We start from the raw sequence: 20,092 nt of genomic DNA, 5'->3' as shown, positions 1-20,092 counted from the left end.
CATGGACACAAAGATGCTGATCGGCTCGAAATTCGAGAAGGGCACCGAAACCGAGGAGCTGATCCTCAATCCGAAGACCGGGGCGACCATTCTCAATTTGCCGGAGGCCAGCCAGGTACAGATCGAGGCAGCGGTAGCGGCTGCGGAAAAGGCCTTCGCCACCTGGTCGCGCACCACGCCGGCGCAGCGCTCAGGCTATCTCCTCAAGATCGCCGATCGCATCGAGGGGGAAGCCCAGGAATTCGCGGCACTTGAGGCGCTGAACTGCGGCAAGCCAATCAATGCCGTGCTCAATGACGAGATTCCGGCGATCGTCGACTGCTACCGGTTCTTCGCCGGCGCAGTCCGCTCGATGCCGGGTCAGGTCGCCGGCGAGTACATTCCCGGCCACACCTCGATGGTCCGCCGCGACGCCATCGGCGTCGTCGCCTCGATCGCGCCGTGGAACTATCCGCTGATGATGATGGCCTGGAAGCTGGCGCCGGCAATCGCCGGCGGCAACACCGTCGTCTTCAAGCCGTCCGAACAGACACCGCTGACGGCACTGAAGCTGGCCAAAATCCTGGCGGAAATCCTGCCCGAGGGCGTCGTCAATGTCGTGCTCGGCCGCGGCGACAGCGTCGGCAACACGCTGATCAACCACCCGAAGGTCAACATGATCTCGATCACTGGCGACGTCGCCACCGGCAAGAAAGTGCTGCAGGCGGCCGCCAAGTCGGTCAAGCGCACGCATCTCGAGCTCGGCGGCAAGGCGCCGGTCATCGTCTTCGACGACGCCGATCTCGGCGCGGTGGTCAACGGCCTGCGCGCCTTCGGCTATTACAATGCCGGCCAGGACTGCACCGCCGCCTGCCGCATCTACGCCGGCAAGAAGATCTACGACAAGCTCGTCGCCGACCTCTCCGCTGCCGTCTCGACCATCAAGTATGATCGTCCTGACGATACCGAAAACGAGATCGGCCCGCTGATCTCGCGTCGCCAGCGCGACCGCGTCTCGAGCTTCGTCGAGCGCGCCTCTGAGCTCAAGCACATCGAGATCACCACGGGCGGCAAGCCGGGCGAGGGCTCCGGCTTCTTCTACCAGCCGACCGTCGTCGCCGGCGCGCTGCAGGAGGACGAGATCGTGCGCCGCGAAGTGTTCGGTCCGGTGGTCTCGGTCACCCGCTTTTCCGAAGTCGACGAAGCGGTGAACTGGGCCAATGACTCTGACTACGGCCTGGCGTCGTCGGTGTGGACCAAGGATGTTTCGCGCGCCATGGCGACGGCGGCCCGGCTGCAATATGGCTGCACCTGGATCAATACCCATTTCATGCTGACCAACGAGATGCCGCATGGCGGGTTGAAACAATCCGGCTACGGCAAGGACATGTCGCTCTACGCGCTGGAGGACTATACCGCCGTCCGCCACGTCATGGTCGCTCACGGGTAGCGCCCGCGAGGAGACGCCTATTCTTCCGCCTCCTCCGCCTCGCCTGCGGCCGGCGCCACCAGCAGCACAGCGGCGCCTAGGAGCGCGGCGATGAAGGAGCCGGCGAGGATGCCGACCTTGACCGCGTCCTGCAGGGCGGCGTCGCTGGCGAAGGCGAGCAGGCCGATGAACAGGCTCATGGTGAAACCGATGCCACAGAGCAGCGAAATGCCGACCATGTGCAGCCAGCCGGCATTGACCGGCAGATCGGCGAAGCCAAGCCGGATGGCAAGCGCGGAAGACCCGAACACGCCGACCAGCTTGCCCAAGACGAGGCCGGCGGCGACGCCGAGCGTCAGCGGCTCGACCAGGGCGGCAGCGCTGAGACCGGCGAGCGAGACGCCGGCGTTGGCAAAGCCGAAAATCGGGATGACGAAAAAGGCGACGACTTTGTGCAGGCCGTGTTCGAGCCGGTGCAGCGGCGAATGGTCGAGATCATGGCCGCTGCCCGGCGATATCTTCAGCGGTATGGTGAGGGCCAGCGCGACGCCGGCGAGCGTCGCATGGACGCCCGATTTGAGCACCAAAACCCACAGAACGATGCCGAGCAAGATGTACGGCAGCAGCGTCAGCACCCGCATGCGGTTGAGCACCACCAGCAGCGCGATCACGGCGAAGGCGGCGCCGAGATAGGCGAGCGAGAGGCCGCTGGTATAGAACACCGCGATGATGAGCACCGCGCCGAGATCGTCGATGATGGCGAGCGCGGTGAGGAATATCTTCAGCGAGCCCGGGACGCGCCTGCCGAGCAGCGACAGCACGCCGAGCGCAAAGGCGATATCGGTGGCGGTTGGGATCGCCCAGCCGGACAGAGCGGCTGGATTGTTGTGGTTGATGGCGACGTAGACCAGTGCCGGCGCTGCCATGCCGCCGGCGGCGGCGATGCCGGGCAGCACGCGGCGCGGCCAGGTCGACAGCTGGCCGTCAAGCATTTCGCGCTTGATCTCGAGGCCGACCAGCAGGAAGAACACCGCCATCAGGCCGTCATTGATCCAGTGCGAGACGCTGAGCGGTCCGAGATAGGCATGGAGGGCGGAGAGATAAGCCTCGCCCAGCGGCGAATTGGCGACGATCAGGGCCAAGGCCGCCGCAGCCATCAGGACGAGGCCGCCGGCCGCCTCGCTGTCGAGGAATTCGCGCAGCATGGAGACCAGCCGCTTTTCGTCCTGCATGTCGCCTCCGTCGTATCAGTAGCAAGGTCCGACACCGCCAAGCGATGATGCGCAAACAGCGCTGGCCGGGCAAGCCTGTAATGAGAGCCCTTTAGCGCGGCGCGCGCTTGGCGAGGATGCGTTGCAGCGTGCGGCGATGCATGTTCAGGCGGCGTGCGGTTTCCGAGACGTTGCGGTCGCACATTTCGTAGACGCGCTGGATGTGTTCCCAGCGCACGCGATCGGCCGACATCGGATTTTCTGGCGGCGCTGCGCGTTCGCCCGCGGTGCGGGTCAGGGCGGCAAAAATATCGTCGGCATCGGCCGGCTTCGACAGATAGTCGATGGCGCCGAGCTTTACCGCCGTCACCGCAGTGGCGATGTTGCCGTAGCCGGTGAGGATGATGGCGCGGGCATCGTCGCGCTTCTCGCGAATCGCGGCGACGACGTCGAGGCCGTTGCCGTCGGCCAGCCGCATGTCGACCACCGCATAGGCCGGCGGATTGGCGCGCGCTTTGGCAACCGCCTCCTCGACGCTCTCCGCCGTCTCGACCACGAAACCCCTGGTTTCCATGGCGCGGGCAAGCCGCGTCAGGAACGGCTTGTCGTCGTCTACGATCAGCAGCGAGGTATCCTCGCCTTCGACCATTGCGCCAATCGTTTCGTCAGTACTCATCGTGCTGAAAATCCTGCTGCCTGATTTTTACGCAAATATAGTTTCGCAACGCTATTGTCCAATTTAGGCCGTGTCGAACATGGTGGCCGAAGCCTGCTCGGGATTGAGGAAGACGCTGCGCGGCCACGATATCTGCACGATAGCGCCCTCGCCGGGCTCGCTTGAATTGCGGAAATCGAGCGTCGCGCCGGAGCGTTCGAGCAAGGTCTTGGCGATGAATAGGCCGAGGCCGAGGCCGCCGCCGGCTTCGGTGCCTTGTCGTGTCGACATATAGGGTTCGCCGATACGGTCGATGATCTCCGGTGGAAAGCCCGGCCCGTCGTCGATGATCGAGAAGCTGACGGCGGCTTCATTCCAGTTCCAGCGCACTGTCACGCTGTTGCGGGCGAAGTCGACCGCGTTCTCGACCAGATTGCCGAGGCCGTAAATGACGCCGGGATTGCGCCGGCCCACCGGTTCCGGGCCGATGCGCTCGCCCGGCCGAAGCTTGATCGAAATGCCGAAATCGCGGTGCGGCGCCGTCACCTCCTCGACCAGCGAGGTCAGCGGCAGGCGCGAGAGGTGCACCTCGCTCTCGGAGGACAAGCTGGTCAGGCGCTTCAGGATTTCGCGGCAGCGCTCGCTCTGCGAACGCAGCAGCTTCACGTCCTCGCCGTATTTCGGATCTTCGCCAAGCGCCTTCTCCATTTCCTTGGCGACAAGTGTGATGGTGGCGAGCGGTGTGCCGAGCTCGTGCGCGGCGGCCGCGGCGAGGCCGTCGAGGGCAGAGAGATGCTGCTCTCGCTGCAACACCAATTCCGTGGCGGCAAGCGCGTTGGCAAGCAGCCGCGCCTCCTCGGCCACCCGGAAGGCATAGATCGCGGTAAAGGCGATGGAGCAGAACACCGCCATCCACATGCCTGCGACATAGATGAACGGCATCGCCAATGGCGCGCCCTCATGCCATGGCAGCGGCAGGTGGTAAAAGACCAGCAGCGTCGCCGCCACGATCACCAGCGCGCCGAGCATGGCGGTCAGCCGCAGCGGCAGCGACGTCGCCGAGACGACGACGGGCACGGTCATCAGCAGCGAAAACGGATTGGTGAGTCCGCCGGTCATGTAGAGCAGGCCGGCAAGCTGCAGGCTGTCGAAGGTCAGGATGGCGAAGGCCGAGAACGGGGTAAGCCGATGCGCCGCCGGATAGCGGAAGGTCAGCAAAAGGTTCATCCAGGCCGAACAGGCGATCAGCGCAAAACACATGCTGACCGGCAGCGGAAATTTCAGCCCGTAAGCGACGACAAGCACGGTCAGGCTCTGGCCGACGATGGCAAGCCAGCGCAACCTGATCAGCGTGTTGAGGCGCAGCCGCTGGCTTTGCTGGAAGTCGGGTGCGTGCAGGATGTTTATCATGGCCAGTGATTATAGAGGGGAAACAGCCGGAGGTCTTTTCCGAAAACAGCCGAAGCCGGCCCTCGGTTCGGGATGACAGTCTGGAAGCATCAGGTACCGCGCGGCTTGGCGCGGCTGGTGGCGGCGGCGAGAAGCGGGTTCTCCGGCCAGACATGCCTGGGATAGCGGCCGCGCATCTCTGCCCGCACATCGGCCCAGGAGCCGCGCCAGAAGCCGGGCAGGTCGCGCGTCGTCTGGATCGGCCGGTGAGCCGGCGACAGCAATTCGAGCGTCAGCGGCACAGTGCCGTTGGCGATCGCCGGATGCCGGTCGAAGCCGAACAGTTCCTGCACGCGGATCGCCAGCACCGGCCATTCGCCGTCATAGCGGATCGGCAGCCGGCTGCCCGACGGCGCGTCGAAATGGGTCGGCGCCAATGTGTCGATCTTGCGCTGCAATTCGTGCGGCACCAGCGTCATCAGGCCTTGCGAGAGCATGCTGGGATCGATTGCCGCAAAGGATGCCGCGCCGGAAAGGAATGGCAGCAGCCAGTCGTCGAGGCGCTCGACGAGCGCGGCATCGGAGACATCGGGCCATGGCGCGCCGAGGCCGCGATGCAGCCAGCCGAGCCGCTGCCGCAACGTCTCCGCCTCCCTGTTCCACGGCAACAGGGACAGGCCGTGTTCGCGCAAGGCGTCGAGGATGGCGCGATCCGCGTCGGCACCGGTCGGCGCCGGCAGCATGCGTTCGGACAGCGTGATGGCGCCGAGGCGAACCGTTTCGCGCACCCGCACCGCGCGCCTGTCGCGGTCGAAGCTCACCTCGCGGCGGGTCTCGATCTTTTCCGCCAGCGCAGTGCGGATGTCGGCCTCATCGATGGCTGCCGCTGCGGTGATGCGGGCGTTCTGCGCCTTGCCCTGCAGGTCGGCGACGACGAGCCAGGTCTCGCCGGCCAGCGGATCGGAGGCGTCGAGCATGGCGCCCGAGCCGTTGGCAAGCACGAAGCGGCCACGCTCGCCGCGCGCTTTGGCGACCCGATCCGGCCAGGCATGGATGAGGAGAGCGCCGGCTGTGCTGCCCTCCCCCTTGAGGGGGTCGGAAGGACGGGCGAGACCCGTGGCTCGCCCCGGCGCGTCGATCCGCGTAGCGGATCGGGGTGGGGTCGGTTCGGGCACGCCATCGACGACCCCGCCCCGTCTCCCTCGTCTCGCTGCGCTCGGCTCGCTCGCCGACCCTCCCCTCGAGGGGGAGGGTGAAGCCTGCTTTGCCAGCCTCTCAGCCAGCTGCCGGGCGGCGGTGGCGCGCGGCGATCTTTCGGCGCGAAAGCGCAGCAGCCGCCGTTCGAGATCGGCACCATCGCCGCCAAGGCCACGCTCGGTCAACAATACGGCGAGCATCGCCGCCTCGAGCGCCTCTCCGGTCCTTGCCGCCTCGGCGACCATGTGGGCGAGCCGCACCGGTAGCGCCAGCCTGCGCATCGCGGCACCGGCATCCGTCAGGCGTCCTGCCGCATCGACAGCATCGAGCGCACGTAGCAGTACCCTCGCCTCGGTGAGCGCCGGAGCCGGCGGGGGGTCGAGGAAGGACAGGCTGGTCGGATCGGCGACGCCGAACGCCGCGCTATCGAGCAACAGGCCGGAAAGATCGGCCTCGAGGATTTCCGGCGGCGTGAAGGCCGGCAGGGCCGCCGTCTGCTCGGCCCGCCACAACCGGATGGCGACGCCCGGCTGCGTGCGCCCGGCACGGCCGGCGCGCTGGTCGGCGGAAGCGCGGGAAGCACGTACCGTCTCCAGCCGCGTCAGGCCGCTCGCCGGCTCATAGCGCGGCAGCCGCGACAGGCCGGAATCGATGACGACGCGCACGCCGTCGATGGTGATGGAGGTCTCGGCGATCGACGTCACCAGCACGACCTTGCGGCGGCCGAGCGGCGCCGGCTTGATCGCCGCGTCCTGCGCCTTGTTGTCGAGCATACCATAGAGCGGCACGATGTCGGTATCGGCGCCGACCTTGCCCGCCAGCCGCTCGGCGGTGCGCTCGATCTCGCGCTGGCCGGGCAGGAAAGCGAGCACGCTGCCCTCCTCCCCGGCAAGCGCCGAGCGGATCGCCTTGGCCATGGCGTCCTCGATGGTGACGCCGGCCGGCCGCTCGTCATAGCGGATGTCGACCGGGAAGGCGCGGCCTGCGCTCTCGATCACCGGCGCGCCGGACAGCAATTTTGCGACACGCGCGCCGTCGAGCGTTGCCGACATCACCAGCAATCTGAGTTCGAGCCTCAGCGCACCCTGCACGTCGAGCGCCAGCGCCAACCCGAAATCGCCGTCGAGCGAGCGTTCGTGGAACTCGTCGAATAGCACCGCCGCGACACCAGGCAGTTCCGGGTCGTCGAGGATCATGCGGGACAGCACGCCTTCGGTGACGACGAGAATCCTGGTCTTTGCGGAACTGCGGTTTTCCATGCGCATGGCATAGCCGACGGTTTCGCCGGGCTCTTGGCCGAGCAATTCGGCCATGCGGCGGGCGGCAGCGCGGGCGGCGAGGCGGCGAGGCTCGAGCAGGATGATCTTTCCGCCGCCGAGCCATTCAGCGTCGAGCAGCGCCAGTGGAACCAGCGTCGTCTTGCCGGCACCGGGCGGCGCCACCAGCACGGCGCTGTTACCATGGCTCAGCGTTTCATTGAGCGCCGGCAAGACAACGGAGACCGGCAGGTCCGGCAAGGGTTTTGTCGTCATTGTGCTATGCTGTGCAGCCAGTTGGCAGCGACCGCATATCAGCGGTGGCGGTCGCGGCGCAACCTCGGCGCCGACTCAAAGCCTGGTCCGCAAAAACGGGTTCCAGCGCACCGTGCCGAGCCGCACCTCCTCGCGCACCATCGTCAGCAGGCCGGAACCGCCGACCACGGCCAAGCCGACCAGCGACAGAAAATCCGGATATTCCCTGAAGAACAGCGCACCTAGAACCACCGCCCAGACGATCTGCGAGTAATGCGTCGGCGCGATGCGGTTGGCCGGCGCGTATTTGACCGCCAGCAGATGCAGCAGCTGGCCGCCGGCGGTAAAGGCGCCGGCCAGCACCAGCCAGGCCCATTGCCTGCCATCCGGCAGCGAGAACGAGGTAGCCGCCGCACCGACGCCGTTGAAGAGCAGGCCGTAGCCGATCAGCACGCCGAGCATCGTTGTGCGCTTTTCCTGCGCGGCGAGCGAACGCATCAGGATGACATTGGTGGCGGCCAGGAAGGCGATGATGAACGCCGCCAGATGGCCAAGCTGCAACTCGCGAAAACCAGGCCTGACGACCAGCATGACTCCGGCAAAGCCGGCGACGACCGCCAGCCACCGCCATGGGCCGACCTTTTCCTTGAGGACCAGCGTGGCCAGGATAGTGACGAACAGCGGCGCCAGAAAGATGAGCGCATAGACTTCCGCCAGCGGGATGGTGGTGAAGGCATAGACGCTGAGCACGCCCGAGGCGATGCCGGCCCAGGCCCGGGCCTGTACCGCCCAGGGCCGGTTGGTGCGCCAGAAATCGAGCCAGCGCTCGCCTGCCGGCCTGGTAAAGAGCAGAAAGCAGCCGGCAAACAATGTCGAGAAGAAGCCGATCTCGAAGACGTTGAACTGCCCGCCCAGGAACAGCGTCGCTGCACGAATAGCTTGCATAGGCGATGAGCGCGAGCAGAATTCCGTTGGGCACGTTTTTCCATTTCCGGGAGAGATGAGAGTGAAGATATTGGCGCTTGGCGCGCATTCGGACGACATCGAGATCTTCATGTTCGGTACGATGGCGGCCTATGCCGCGCAAGGCGCAGAACTCTTTTTTGCCATAGCCACGGATGGCACCAGGGGCGGCTATGGCGATCCGGCCGCACTTGCCCGCACGCGCCGCAAGGAGGCGACGGCGGCGGCCGGCCTGCTTGGCGTGACGCCGCGCTTCCTCGACTTTCCCGATGGCGGGCTGGTCGCGGATGCCGCGCTGATCGGGGCGCTCAAAGCACTGATCGGCGAGATAGGGCCGGATCTGGTGATAACGCATGCGCCGAACGACTATCATGGCGACCACCGCGCGCTGTCGGATGGCGTGCGCATCGCAGCGTCATTCTCGGTGCCGGTGCTACATGCCGACACGTTCGGCGGCACCGGGTTTTCGCCAACGCACTACGTCGATACCTCCAGGCATTTCGATCTCAAGGCGGAGGCGATCCGGGCGCACCAGTCGCAGGATCCCGAGCGTTTCGTCGACGCGGCGCGCACGCAGAACGCCTTTCGCGCCGGCCAGTGCAACGGCCCAGCCGGATCGTTCGCCGAGGCCTTCCGCTTCGAGCCAGTCTTCCCCTTCGCCGATATCCGCGCGCTGCTGCCGCCGGCCCCAGTGATCCGTCCGGTGGCCGTCAGCAACAAGACGGTGACCTAGGCAGGTCGCCGCAACTTCTCACGTTGCTTTCCTATCCAGCATGCTGCGATGCAGCAACGAATTCGCTTGCCTTGTTTAGTAAAAATTGCATCACTAAACAAATTACTAAACATCCGGTGCGCCGCCGCGTCGTTGTGTTTGGGCCCCCGAGGAGGGGTTTAGCGGGCTCTTGAAACCGTCATCCGGACGCGTTTCGCAAATGGGAGGAAGGCATGAAATCGACCTTGAAATTGGCGTTGGGACTGGCATCGACACTCTTTGCGTCGACAGCCGTTTCGAATGTCGCGCAGGCAGAAGATCTGACGCTTTGCTGGGCAGCCTGGGACCCGGCCAACGCGCTTGTGGAATTGTCCAAGGACTTCACCAAGGAAACCGGCATCGGCATGAAATTCGAATTCGTGCCGTGGACCAACTATGCCGATCGCTTTCTCAACGAGCTGAATTCGCACGGCAAGCTGTGCGACCTCATCATCGGCGACAGCCAGTGGATCGGCGGTGCCGCCGAGAACGGCCATTACGTCAAGCTGAACGACTTCTTCGACAAGGAGAAGATCAGCATGGACGATTTCGTGCCGGCGACCGTCGTCGGCTATTCGGAATGGCCGAAGAACTCGCCGAATTACTGGGCGCTGCCGGCCATGGGTGACGTCGTCGGTTGGACTTACCGCAAGGACTGGTTCTCCAAGCCGGAGCTGCAGAAGGAATTCAAGGAAAAGTACGGCTGGGATCTCGGCCCGCCGACGACCTTCGACCAATTGAAGCAGATCGCCGAATTCTTCCAGAAGCGCGACATCGACGGCAAGACCGTCTATGGCGCGTCGATCTACACCGAGCGCGGCTCGGAAGGCATCACCATGGGCGCCATGGACGTCCTCTACAGCTTCGGCTTCCAGTACGAAAACCCGAAAAAGCCCTACGAGATGGAAGGCTTCGTCAACTCCGATAAATCGGTGAAGGGCCTGGAGTTCTACAAAGCCCTCTACGATTGCTGCACCCCTCCCGGCGCCTCGAACAGCTACATGGGCGAAGGCGTCGATGCGTTCAAATCCGGCCAGGTGGCGATGCACATGAACTTCGCCTTCACCTGGCCAGGCCTGCAGAAGGACGAGAATGTCGGCGGCGACAAGATCGGCTATTTCGTCAATCCCAAAGGTCCGGACGGGGACCAGTTCGCCCAGCTCGGCGGCCAGGGCATCTCGGTGGTCTCCTATTCCGACAAGCAGGAAGCCGCGCTCAAATACATCAAATGGTTCGCCAACAAGGACGTGCAGTCCAAATGGTGGTCGCTCGGCGGCTATTCCTGCCTCAACGCGGTCGTCAAGGACCCGGCCTTCCCGGCCAGCCAGCCCTACGCGCAGACCTTCCTCGACTCGATGGCCATCGTGAAGGACTTCTGGGCCGAGCCGAGCTATGCCCCGCTGTTGCAGGCATCGCAGAAGCGCTTCCACGACTATGTCGTTGCCGGGCAAGGCTCGGCCAAGGATGCGCTCGACGGCCTCGTCAAGGACTGGACCGAGGTCTTCCAGGACGATGGCAAGATGTAAACGGCTCCTCCCGAGCCCATGACCGAACCGTCCCGTGCCACTTGGCACGGGACACAGTTCAGATAAATTCCATTGTCGAGACGAGCCAAGTGACCGAAGCAGGACTGACCATGCTCAATCGGACGGCGGACAGCGTTGCCCGGGCTACGCCCGAGCCGTTGGCCCGCAAGGTCCGGGGCATCAGCGACAAGGGCCTCGCCTGGCTGTTCATCTCGCCGACGATCCTGTTGCTTTTAGCTATCAACATCTTTCCGCTGTTCTGGGCAATCTATCTGTCCTTCACCAATTTTCGCGCCAATCGGCCCAACGAGGTTGTGAAGAACCTTGGGCTGGCAAACTACAAGCGCATCCTCGCCGACCAGGACATCTGGATCGCCATGCAGACGACGGCGCATTTCGTGTTCTGGACCATCCTGCTGCAGACGCTGATCGGCTTCACGCTGGCTTGGCTGATCGACCGCAAGTTTCGCGGCCACGCCTTCTGGACGACAATCATCCTGGTGCCGATGATGCTGTCGCCGGCGGTGGTCGGTAATTTCTGGCGCTTCCTCTACGAGCCGCAGATCGGGCTGTTCGCCTACGCCGTTTCGTTCGTCACCGGCATTCCGGCAACCGAAATCAGCATGCTCTCCAACGTGTCACTGGCGCCATGGTCGATCATCATCGTCGACACCTGGATGTGGACGCCTTACGTGATGCTGATCTGCCTCGCTGGCCTGCGCTCGATCCCCGAATACATCTACGAAGCGGCCGAGGTCGACCGCGCCTCCAACTGGCGGCAGTTCTGGTCGATCACGCTGCCGATGGCGCTGCCCTTCATCATGCTGGCGGTGCTGTTTCGCGGCATCGAGAACTTCAAGATGTTCGACATGGTCAATTTGCTCACCGGCGGCGGGCCGGGATCAACCACCGAAGTGGCCTCGATCACGCTGAAGCGGCAGGCCTTCGAAAGCTGGCGGACGGGCTATTCCTCGGCCTTCGCCATCATCCTGTTCGTCGCAGTGTTTGGCCTCGCAAACATCTACGTCAAGGCGCTCAACAAGGTGAAGCAGAGATGAGCCTGACGTCAGCCCATTCCGTTGTCGCGCCGTCGGCCACGTCGAAGCGCGTCGCCGGCACGATCATCGTCGCCTACGCGCTGATCTCGATCGTGCCGCTGCTGTGGATCTTCGCCACCAGCTTCAAGACGCCGCCGGATTCGATCGCCTATCCGCCGAAGATCCTGTTCCAGCCCAGCCTCGAGGGCTACTGCAACCTGTTCTCGACCCGGACTCGGCAAACACCGGAATACATCAACTCGCTGGGACCGGCGACGGGCCTGTGCGACGAGACGGTGCGCAAGCGCAACATGGTGATCGCCGGCCCGTCCAACTTCATGCCGCGCTTCGTCAATTCGCTGATCATCGCGTTCGGCTCGACGTTTTGCGCGGTGTTCCTCGGCACGCTGTCGGCCTATGGTTTTTCGCGCTTCAAGGTGCCGCTCGCCGACGACCTTCTGTTCTTCATCCTGTCGACGCGGATGATGCCGCCGATCGCCGTCGCCATCCCGATCTACCTGATGTACCGGGAGCTTGGCCTGTCGGACACGGCTCTCGGCATGATCCTGCTTTATACGGCGGTCAACGTGTCCTTGGCGGTGTGGCTGCTGAAAGGCTTCATCGACGAGATCCCGCGCGAATATGAAGAAGCGGCGATGATCGACGGCTACACCAGGCTGCAGGCGTTCTGGCGCACGGTACTGCCGCAGGCGACCACCGGTATTGCCGCAACCGCCATCTTCTGCCTGATCTTTGCCTGGAACGAATATGCGTTCGCTGCGCTACTGACCTCGGGCACGGCGCAGACCGCGCCGCCCTTCATCCCGACCATCATCGGCGAAGGCGGTCAGGACTGGCCGGCGGTCGCGGCCGGCACGACGATCTTCCTGGTGCCGATCCTGGTCTTCACCATCCTGCTTCGCAAGCAATTGCTGCGCGGCATCACCTTTGGCGCGGTGCGTAAATGAGCATGACCGCAAAACGCAAATCGCGCTGGCCCGTCTGGGCCAGGCGCGGGCTGATGGAAAACGTCGCCACCGCGATCATCGCCATCGGCTTCCTGATGCTGTTCCAGCCCTTCGCACTGGTGCTCTACACCTATTCCTTCATCACCATGCTTGCGGGCACGGCGATGTTCATCATCGTCTCGAAATTTCCGGAGTAGACGATGGCCGAGATCAGGGTCGAACATCTGAGGAAGGCATTCGGCGATTTCGTCGCCGTGCAGGATTCCAACTTCGTCGTCGAGGACGGCGAATTCTTCGTCATGCTGGGGCCGTCCGGCTGCGGCAAGACGACGACGTTGCGCATGATCGCCGGGCTCGAACTGCCGACCGGCGGCAAGATCCTGCTTGGCGGCGAGGACGTCACCATGCGGCGTGCCCGCGAGCGCGACATCGCCTTCGTCTTCCAGCTGTTCGCGCTCTATCCGCACATGAATGTGCAGAAGAACATCGGCTTTCCACTGCTGGCGCAAGGCATGCCAGGCGCTGAAATCCGGAGCCGAGTGGAGGAGACGGCGAAGCTTTTGCGGATCGACCATCTGCTCAACAAATCGGTCTCCGGGCTTGCCGGCGGCGATCGCCAGCGCGTGGCGCTCGGCCGCGCCATCGTACGGCGGCCAAAATGTTTCCTGATGGATGAGCCGCTCGGCACGCTCGACACCGAATTCCGCGACCTGATGGTCCATGAATTGCGAGAACTGCACAACCGCATCCACGCCACCACCGTCTATGTCACGCATGACCAGATGGAAGCGATGTCGATGGCCGACAAGATCGCGGTGATGAACCACGGCGTCATCGAGCAGTTCGGCACGCCGCGCGAGATCTACGACCGGCCGGCGACGATGTTCGTCGCCGACTTCATCGGCTCGCCGCCGATGAATTTCCTCGGCTTCGGCGGCGGGCTTTCAAAGGGCGCCAGGGAAATTGTTGTGCAAGGCGCGAAGGTGGCCGTGCCGGAGATCCGCGAGGACGTCGCGCCGGCCGAGATGGCGCTTGGCATCCGACCGGAGCACATCCGCTTCGACGACGCTTCGAAGCTGCGCGGTGCCATTTACGGCACGGAATATCTCGGCACCACTCAGATCGTGGCGGTGGAGACAGCAGACGGCATCATCAAGGCCAGGGTGCCGGCCGAAATCCGGCTCAATCCGGGCGATCATGTGGGCCTGGCGCTGAGCAGCGCGCGGCTGTCGCTGTTCGCAAAAGGATCCGGCCGTGCGGTGCGCACCGAAATCCATGACTCGGCCTCCCAGGGGAGAGCACATCATGGCTGACGTTCACATCAAAAGCGTGACCAAGGCTTTTGGCGAGCATGTCGCCGTCGACAATCTCGACCTGCATATCGCCGACGGGGAATTCGTCGTACTGCTCGGGCCGACCGGCGCCGGCAAGACGACGACGCTCAGGCTGATCGCCGGGCTGGAGCGTCCGGAAGCGGGCTCGATCCATATTGCCGGCCACGACACGACGACGCTGTCGCCGGCCGAGCGCGACACCGCTTTCGTGTTCCAGCAATATTCGCTCTATCCGCATCTGTCGGTTTACGACAACCTCGCCTTTCCGCTGCGCTCGCCAGCACGGAAAATGCCGGAGGATCAGATCCGCCGCCGCGTCGAGGACGTGGCCAAGATGGTGCGCATCCACCACAAGCTGAATAATCGCTCGACCAAACTCTCTGGCGGCGAGATGCAGCGCGTCGCCATCGGCCGCGCTTTGGTGCGCAAGCCGTCGATCTACCTGATGGACGAGCCGCTGTCGTCGCTCGACGCCAAGCTGCGCGCCGATCTCAGGCTCGAGCTGAAGCGCATCCAGGCGGAACTCGGCGCCACAATGCTCTACGTCACGCACGACCAGATCGAAGCGATGACCATGGCCGACCGCATCGGCATTCTCGCCGACGGCGTGCTGGTGCAGGTCGGTTCCCCGCGCACGATCTATTCTGAGCCGGCAAACCTTCACGTCGCCGCAAGGCTCGGCCAACCGGCAATCAATTTGTTGCCGGTCGGACTGCTGCCGGATGGTGGCGCGCCGGCGGGAACAAAGACGATCGGTGCTCGTACCGAACATCTTTCGATCGAGAAGGCGGCGAACGGCCATGCCGACGGCGTCGTCGATTGGGTCGAGCATCTCGGCGACCAGAACCATCTGCATGTGACGGTGGGGACCAGGAAGCTGGTGACGCTAACCGACCCCGACACCGACCTGGCGCAGGGCGACAAGATCATGATCCGCTATCGCTCGCCGCTGTATTTCGGCGCCGATGGGCGACGGCTGATGTGAGTGCTGCGCGAGTGTTTTCCTGGCACCTTTCAACCGGCAATTTCGGGCACCGGACTGGACCAATTCGATGAAGCATTTTTTCAATCGCAGGGATACGATCGTAACTGAGGCCCTGGACGGCTTCCTCGGTACGACCGGCGCCGGCGATCTCGCTCGCCTCGACGGCTATCCCGAGATCAAGGTCATTCTCCGCGCGGACTGGGATAAGACCAAGGTCGCGGTCATTTCCGGCGGCGGGGCCGGGCACGAACCTGCCCATGCCGGCTTTGTCGGCATTGGCATGCTGACGGCGGCGGTTTCGGGCGAGATCTTTGCTTCGCCGAGCGTGGAAGCGGTATTGGCCGCCATCCGCGCAGTGACCGGTCCCGCCGGGTGCCTGCTGATCGTCAAGAACTATACCGGCGATCGCCTCAACTTCGGCTTGGCCGCCGAGAAGGCGCGCGTCGAAGGCTTCCCCGTCGAGATGGTGATCGTCGCGGACGACATTGCCCTGCCTGATATTGCCCAGCCGCGTGGCGTTGCCGGCACCTTGTTCGTGCACAAGATCGCCGGCCACCTGTCGGAAGCCGGCAACGATCTGGCGACGGTTGCCGCTGCGGCGCGGGCCGCGGTGGCGGATATCGTTTCACTCGGCATATCGCTGTCATCGTGCTCGATCCCCGGCCAGAGCCATGACGAAAGATTTGGCGCCAACGACGCTGAACTCGGCCTCGGCATCCATGGCGAACCGGGCGTTGAGCGGATTGCGGTGCAAAGTGCCGAAAGGCTGGTTGCGATCATGTCGGAGCGCCTTGCCGCGCGGCTCGATCCGGTCAGCGACTACGCCTTGCTGATCAATAATCTCGGTTCGGTGCCACCGCTGGAAATGTTGCTTGTCGCCAATGCGGTATTGGCTTCACCGCTGGCACAAAAGGTGACGCTGACAATCGGGCCCGGGCAGCTTATGACCGCGCTCAACATGAACGGCTTTTCCCTGTCGCTGATCCGGCTCGATGCGTCGCGCGAAGCGGCGTTGCGGGCGCCGGTAGGCCCTCACGCCTGGCTGCCGGCAAGAGCCGTTCGCCAAGCCAGCGTCGTGCCGATGGCCAAAGCCGCCGGCCCGAACAACGCGTCGAAAGCCAGCAAGGACGCACGCACCGACCGGTTGGTTGTCGCGGTCTGCGAACGGCTGATCTCGCTTGAAGGCGCGTTGAACGGACTGGATGCCAAGGCGGGAGACGGTGACACCGGATCGACTGTGGCGGCCGGTGCGCGCAGCGTGCTTGGCCGCATTGCGACACTGCCGCTCGCTGACCCTGCCGCAACGCTCGCCGCCGTCGGCGACATCCTGAGCGCCAGCATGGGCGGCTCTAGCGGCGTGCTGTTGTCGATCTTCTTCACCGCCGCCGCGCAGGCGCTGGAGTCTGGCGAAACGCTTCCCAAGGCGCTTCTCGCCGGCCTCGATCGGATGTCCTTCTATGGTGGAGCGAGGGTCGGCGATCGCACGATGATCGATGCCCTGGAACCCGCCTTGAGGGCGCTGGATAGGGGGAGTCTGGAAGATGCGGCGGTCGCGGCGCAACGCGGAGCCGAGGCCACCGCTGCCATGCGCAGGGCCAAGGCCGGGCGGTCCGCCTATATTGGCAGCCAGCTCGACGGCGTGGTCGACCCCGGCGCCTTTGCCGTCGCCGAGGTCTTCACTGCCCTCGCTGCGTTGCTCGAACCCGCTTGACTGGGGAAAAGAATGCTTCAATTGCCGGATATGCAATTTTCTCGTACTGCCGGCAGCGCAGGGGCCAGGAGCATGGGTGATATGGCGGCAGCGGATATTTCCAGGCTGATCGAGGCGGCGGCAAACACGATCGCCGCACATGCCGAAGAGCTGACCAGTCTCGACCAGGCCATCGGCGACGGCGACCATGGGCTCAACATGAAACGCGGCTTCGAGGCAGTGCGGGCCGAGGCCGGCGCGTTTGCGGCAAAGCCGTTGCCCGAGGCGCTGAAGGCGATCGGCACCAAACTGGTGATGACCGTCGGCGGAGCTTCCGGTCCCTTGTTCGGCACGCTGTTCATGGCGCTCGGCAAGGAGATTTCCGCCGCGCCGGGTCGCGCCGACCTGGCGGCGGCCTTCGGCAAGGCGATCGAAGCGGTTGCCGCCAGAGGCAAGTCGCAGGCCGGGCAAAAAACCATGCTCGACGTGCTGCAGCCGGTGCATGAGGCCCTGCTGCAGGGAAAGACGGCAGCGGACATCGTCGAGATCGCCGACAACGCGGCCGACGCGACCGTGCCGATGAAGGCGCTGCGTGGGCGCGCCTCATTCCTTGGCGACCGTTCGATCGGTCATATGGATGCCGGCGCACGCTCGACTGCGCTTCTGGTGCGAGCCGTAGCCGAGGCAATCGAGAGGCGCGCATGAGCAATGTCGGCATCGTCATCGTATCGCATTCGCCGCTGGTCGCCGAAGGCACCGCCGACATGGTGCGGCAGATGGTCGGCAACGAAGTGCCGCTTGCATGGTGCGGCGGAAACGGCCATGGCGGGCTGGGAACCAATGTCGAGGCGATCATGGGCGCCATCGACAAGGCCTGGTCGGAGGCGGGGGTCGCGATCCTCGTCGATCTCGGCGGTGCCGAGACCAATAGCGAGATGGCGGTCGAGATGATCGGCGAACCACGCGCCCAGAAGATCATCGTCTGCAATGCGCCGATCGTCGAAGGCGCGGTGATGGCGGCGACCGAGGCTTCCGGCGGCGCCTCGCTCAGGGAAGTGGTGGCGACGGCGCACGAATTGTCGCCGTCGTGAACGAACGGGAATTTTGACAAGCATGTCCGCAGCAGCCGAAGCCAGCGTCCTGATCACCCATGAGGTGGGACTGCATGCGCGTCCTTCGGTGAAGTTCACCAAGCTTGCCAAGACGTTTTCGGCCGACGTCGAGATTGCGCTCGCCGCCAACGGGCCATGGTTCGACGCCAAGAGCATCGTCAAGGTGATGGCGGCGAAAGCGCCGAAAGGCACTGTCCTGCATATCAGAGCCAAAGGGGACGGCGCCGGCGAGGCGGTCGGCGCACTGGTCGAGCTGGTGCGGCGCGATTTCGACGAAGGCAAGGACCATGCCCGAACCGCTTAGGCTGCAGGGCATTTCGGCATCGGCCGGCTATGCCGAGGGGCCGCTGTTCGATCTGGGCCAGGCTGCTGTGCGTTATGTCCGCAAGGCGACTGCCGCGGACGAGAAGGCGGCGCTTGAGGCCGCCATCTCCATTGCCGCAGGCCGGCTCGCGACATTGATCGAAACCAGCGACAGCGAGGCGGCCGGGATCCTCGAATTCCAGCTCGCCATGCTGGAGGACGACGCGCTGACCGGCCCGGCCTTTGCGCGAATTGCCGAGGGCATGGCTGCTGATGTGGCTTGGCGAAAAGCGCTCGACGCCGAGATAGCCGGCTATGAAACATCCGAGCAGGACTATTTCCGGGCGCGCGCGGCCGACATGCGCGACATACGCGACCAGGTGCTACGCGCGCTTGCCGGGGGCGGCGACATTGCCGCGCCGGCAGGTGCGATCTTCTACGGCGAGGATATCGCACCGACGCGCTTCCTCGAAACCGACTGGAGTGCCGGCGGCGGCATAGCACTTACGGCCGGAAGTGCCGCAAGTCATGTCGCAATGCTGGCACGCTCACGCGGCGTGCCAATGGTGGTGGGGTTGGGGCTCGTAGCGCGTGGGGTAGCCGGGCCCGGTGCTTCGCCGGCTCAGCTTGTCGGAATCGCACTGCTCGATGCCGAACATGGCGGCATCGTGTTGGCGCCTTCGAAAGCGGAGATCGAGGCATTCCGGCGATCGTCGTCGTCTTTCGCGGCGCATCGCGACAATGCGGCAGCCTATTTGACAAGGCCGGCAGCAACGAAGACCGGCATAGCGGTCCACGTGCAGGTGAATATTGCCGATCCGTCCGATGTCGACCGCATCGATGCTGCGGCGTGCGACGGTGTCGGGCTGATGCGGACCGAATTCCTGTTCGGCAAGACGCTGCCGGACGAGGAGACGCAATATCGCGCCTACCGTAGAGTGCTGGAATGGGCAGGCGACAGGCCGGTGACGATCCGTACTGTCGATGCGGGCGGCGATAAACCTGTGCCGGGCCTGACCGTCGAGGAAGGTAATCCATTCCTTGGCCTGCGCGGGATCAGGCTGTCACTGATGCGTCCGGCGGTCTTTCGTGTGCAGATCCGCGCTTTGCTACGTGCTGCCATGCACGGCAATCTGAAGGTGATGTTCCCGATGATCGCCGTTCCGGAAGAGTATGAACACGCCACCGCGCTGTTCGCTGAGGAGCAGGCTGACCTTTTGGCGCGCGGCATCGCGCACAAAATGCCGCCGCTTGGCATCATGGTCGAGGTGCCGTCGGTGGCCATCGCACCGGAGGCATTCGCCAAGGCCGCCTTCTTCTCGATCGGCTCGAATGATTTGACCCAATACGTGATGGCCGCCGCGCGCGACAATGCGTCGGTCGCACATCTGAATTCCGTCAGGCACCCAGCCGTGCTCCGGCTGATCGCCTCGGTTGCCGCCTTCGGCCGCGAGCATAATATCCCGGTCAGCCTGTGTGGCGATGCCGGCGGCGACCCCGCCTCGATCCCGGCGCTGCTCGAAACCGGCCTGCGTGACCTCTCCGTCGCTCCCGCCCAACTCGCGATGGCCAAGGCGGCCATCGCGGACGTTTCGATCTAGGCCCCGGTATGGCAGACAAGGCGTCGCAATCCGGCCCCGAAGAGGCGATCCGCGCCTACAAGACGATCCTGTCGCAGGTGATCGACCAGCGCCCGTCCGGCATGCGCCAGCGCCTCGCTGATGCGCTGGGCAAGCATCGCAGCTTCGTCACGCAGATTTCCAGCCCGGCCTATTCGACGCCGATCCCGTCGAAGCATTTGCCGGCTATCTTCTCCGTCTGCCATTTCAGCCCGGCCGAACGCGATCATTTCCTTGAGGCCTACCATCGGGCGCATCCGGGAAAGATGTCGCTGGCCGCAGGCTTGCGCAAGACACGCCATGTCTCGCTGATCGTTCCCGATTTCGGCGACGACAAGCAGAACGCGGCGCTCGACCGGGCGGTCAACGATTTCATCCAGAAGATCACCAGCATCGCCGGCAAGGGCAGCTGACGCTGGGCTATTTCGGGAGG

The 20,092-nt window shown here is 64.4% G+C and carries 18 protein-coding genes and 1 pseudogene; 14 read left to right on the top strand and 5 right to left on the bottom strand.

Annotated features, from left to right (window positions below; all coding sequences use genetic code 11):
• Nucleotide 1 precedes the first annotated feature (1 nt).
• The gene (locus NKI25_RS04345; RefSeq protein WP_352634998.1) at nucleotides 2-1,429 is read left to right on the top strand and encodes a gamma-aminobutyraldehyde dehydrogenase; all 1,428 of its coding nucleotides are present in this window, start codon (nucleotides 2-4) and stop codon (nucleotides 1,427-1,429) included.
• Nucleotides 1,430-1,446: 17 nt separating this feature from the next.
• On the opposite strand, the gene nhaA is transcribed toward NKI25_RS04345, so the two are convergent.
• The 5 genes and pseudogenes from nhaA to NKI25_RS04320 form a co-directional block, all read right to left on the bottom strand.
• A complete protein-coding gene (gene nhaA / locus NKI25_RS04340) occupies nucleotides 1,447-2,640 on the bottom strand; it encodes a Na+/H+ antiporter NhaA (protein ID WP_352634996.1) in 1,194 nt (397 codons plus the stop codon).
• 91 nt (nucleotides 2,641-2,731) lie between these two features.
• Entirely contained in the window at nucleotides 2,732-3,295 is a 564-nt protein-coding gene (locus NKI25_RS04335) for an ActR/PrrA/RegA family redox response regulator transcription factor (protein WP_023676342.1), read from the bottom strand.
• Nucleotides 3,296-3,358: 63 nt separating this feature from the next.
• Nucleotides 3,359-4,684 carry an ActS/PrrB/RegB family redox-sensitive histidine kinase gene (locus NKI25_RS04330; RefSeq protein ID WP_352448476.1) on the bottom strand — a complete coding sequence of 442 codons (1,326 nt, stop codon included), beginning with the start codon at nucleotides 4,682-4,684 and terminating at the stop codon, nucleotides 3,359-3,361.
• An 89-nt stretch (nucleotides 4,685-4,773) separates the two neighbouring features.
• Nucleotides 4,774-7,392, bottom strand: a complete 2,619-nt coding sequence (gene hrpB / locus NKI25_RS04325; protein WP_352998208.1) for an ATP-dependent helicase HrpB — start codon at nucleotides 7,390-7,392, stop codon at nucleotides 4,774-4,776.
• Nucleotides 7,393-7,467: 75 nt separating this feature from the next.
• Nucleotides 7,468-8,350: pseudogene (locus NKI25_RS04320) on the bottom strand (DMT family transporter).
• 27 nt (nucleotides 8,351-8,377) lie between these two features.
• On the opposite strand from NKI25_RS04320, the gene NKI25_RS04315 reads away from it, so the two are divergent.
• The 13 genes from NKI25_RS04315 to NKI25_RS04255 all read left to right on the top strand — a co-directional run bounded on the left by NKI25_RS04315 (nucleotide 8,378) and on the right by NKI25_RS04255 (nucleotide 20,072).
• A complete protein-coding gene (locus NKI25_RS04315; protein ID WP_352591132.1) occupies nucleotides 8,378-9,067 on the top strand; it encodes a PIG-L deacetylase family protein in 690 nt (229 codons plus the stop codon).
• Nucleotides 9,068-9,279: 212 nt separating this feature from the next.
• Complete coding sequence (locus NKI25_RS04310) at nucleotides 9,280-10,611, top strand: ABC transporter substrate-binding protein (protein WP_352454682.1); 1,332 nt, start codon at nucleotides 9,280-9,282, stop codon at nucleotides 10,609-10,611.
• 110 nt (nucleotides 10,612-10,721) lie between these two features.
• The gene (locus NKI25_RS04305; RefSeq protein WP_031211681.1) at nucleotides 10,722-11,669 is read left to right on the top strand and encodes a carbohydrate ABC transporter permease; all 948 of its coding nucleotides are present in this window, start codon (nucleotides 10,722-10,724) and stop codon (nucleotides 11,667-11,669) included.
• The gene (locus NKI25_RS04300) at nucleotides 11,666-12,616 is read left to right on the top strand and encodes a carbohydrate ABC transporter permease (protein ID WP_023676335.1); all 951 of its coding nucleotides are present in this window, start codon (nucleotides 11,666-11,668) and stop codon (nucleotides 12,614-12,616) included. Before NKI25_RS04305 ends, NKI25_RS04300 begins: the two co-directional genes overlap by 4 nt.
• The gene (locus tag NKI25_RS04295; RefSeq protein WP_023676334.1) at nucleotides 12,613-12,813 is read left to right on the top strand and encodes a hypothetical protein; all 201 of its coding nucleotides are present in this window, start codon (nucleotides 12,613-12,615) and stop codon (nucleotides 12,811-12,813) included. The genes NKI25_RS04300 and NKI25_RS04295 overlap by 4 nt, the downstream gene beginning before the upstream one ends.
• Before the next feature lie 3 nt (nucleotides 12,814-12,816).
• The gene (locus NKI25_RS04290; protein WP_352591126.1) at nucleotides 12,817-13,929 is read left to right on the top strand and encodes an ABC transporter ATP-binding protein; all 1,113 of its coding nucleotides are present in this window, start codon (nucleotides 12,817-12,819) and stop codon (nucleotides 13,927-13,929) included.
• Nucleotides 13,922-14,935, top strand: coding sequence for an ABC transporter ATP-binding protein (locus NKI25_RS04285; RefSeq protein WP_352591123.1), 1,014 nt, complete (start codon nucleotides 13,922-13,924; stop codon nucleotides 14,933-14,935). The genes NKI25_RS04290 and NKI25_RS04285 overlap by 8 nt, the downstream gene beginning before the upstream one ends.
• 67 nt (nucleotides 14,936-15,002) lie before the next feature.
• Nucleotides 15,003-16,646, top strand: a complete 1,644-nt coding sequence (locus NKI25_RS04280; RefSeq protein WP_352591120.1) for a dihydroxyacetone kinase subunit DhaK — start codon at nucleotides 15,003-15,005, stop codon at nucleotides 16,644-16,646.
• A gap of 81 nt (nucleotides 16,647-16,727) precedes the next feature.
• Nucleotides 16,728-17,330, top strand: coding sequence for a dihydroxyacetone kinase subunit DhaL (dhaL, locus tag NKI25_RS04275; RefSeq protein ID WP_023676330.1), 603 nt, complete (start codon nucleotides 16,728-16,730; stop codon nucleotides 17,328-17,330).
• Nucleotides 17,327-17,716 carry a dihydroxyacetone kinase phosphoryl donor subunit DhaM gene (gene dhaM / locus NKI25_RS04270; RefSeq protein WP_352448466.1) on the top strand — a complete coding sequence of 130 codons (390 nt, stop codon included), beginning with the start codon at nucleotides 17,327-17,329 and terminating at the stop codon, nucleotides 17,714-17,716. The genes dhaL and dhaM overlap by 4 nt, the downstream gene beginning before the upstream one ends.
• 22 nt (nucleotides 17,717-17,738) lie before the next feature.
• The gene (locus NKI25_RS04265) at nucleotides 17,739-18,041 is read left to right on the top strand and encodes an HPr family phosphocarrier protein (RefSeq protein WP_023676329.1); all 303 of its coding nucleotides are present in this window, start codon (nucleotides 17,739-17,741) and stop codon (nucleotides 18,039-18,041) included.
• The gene (gene ptsP / locus NKI25_RS04260; RefSeq protein WP_352591116.1) at nucleotides 18,025-19,641 is read left to right on the top strand and encodes a phosphoenolpyruvate--protein phosphotransferase; all 1,617 of its coding nucleotides are present in this window, start codon (nucleotides 18,025-18,027) and stop codon (nucleotides 19,639-19,641) included. Before NKI25_RS04265 ends, ptsP begins: the two co-directional genes overlap by 17 nt.
• A gap of 8 nt (nucleotides 19,642-19,649) precedes the next feature.
• Nucleotides 19,650-20,072, top strand: a complete 423-nt coding sequence (locus NKI25_RS04255; RefSeq protein ID WP_023676327.1) for a hypothetical protein — start codon at nucleotides 19,650-19,652, stop codon at nucleotides 20,070-20,072.
• Nucleotides 20,073-20,092 lie beyond the last annotated feature (20 nt).

It is taken from the genome of Mesorhizobium sp. M0808, from assembly GCF_040320025.1.
GTDB lineage: Bacteria > Pseudomonadota > Alphaproteobacteria > Rhizobiales > Rhizobiaceae > Mesorhizobium.
The sequence above is the reverse complement of the archived record's forward strand: the minus strand, read 5'-3'. Positions and strand labels throughout refer to the sequence as shown.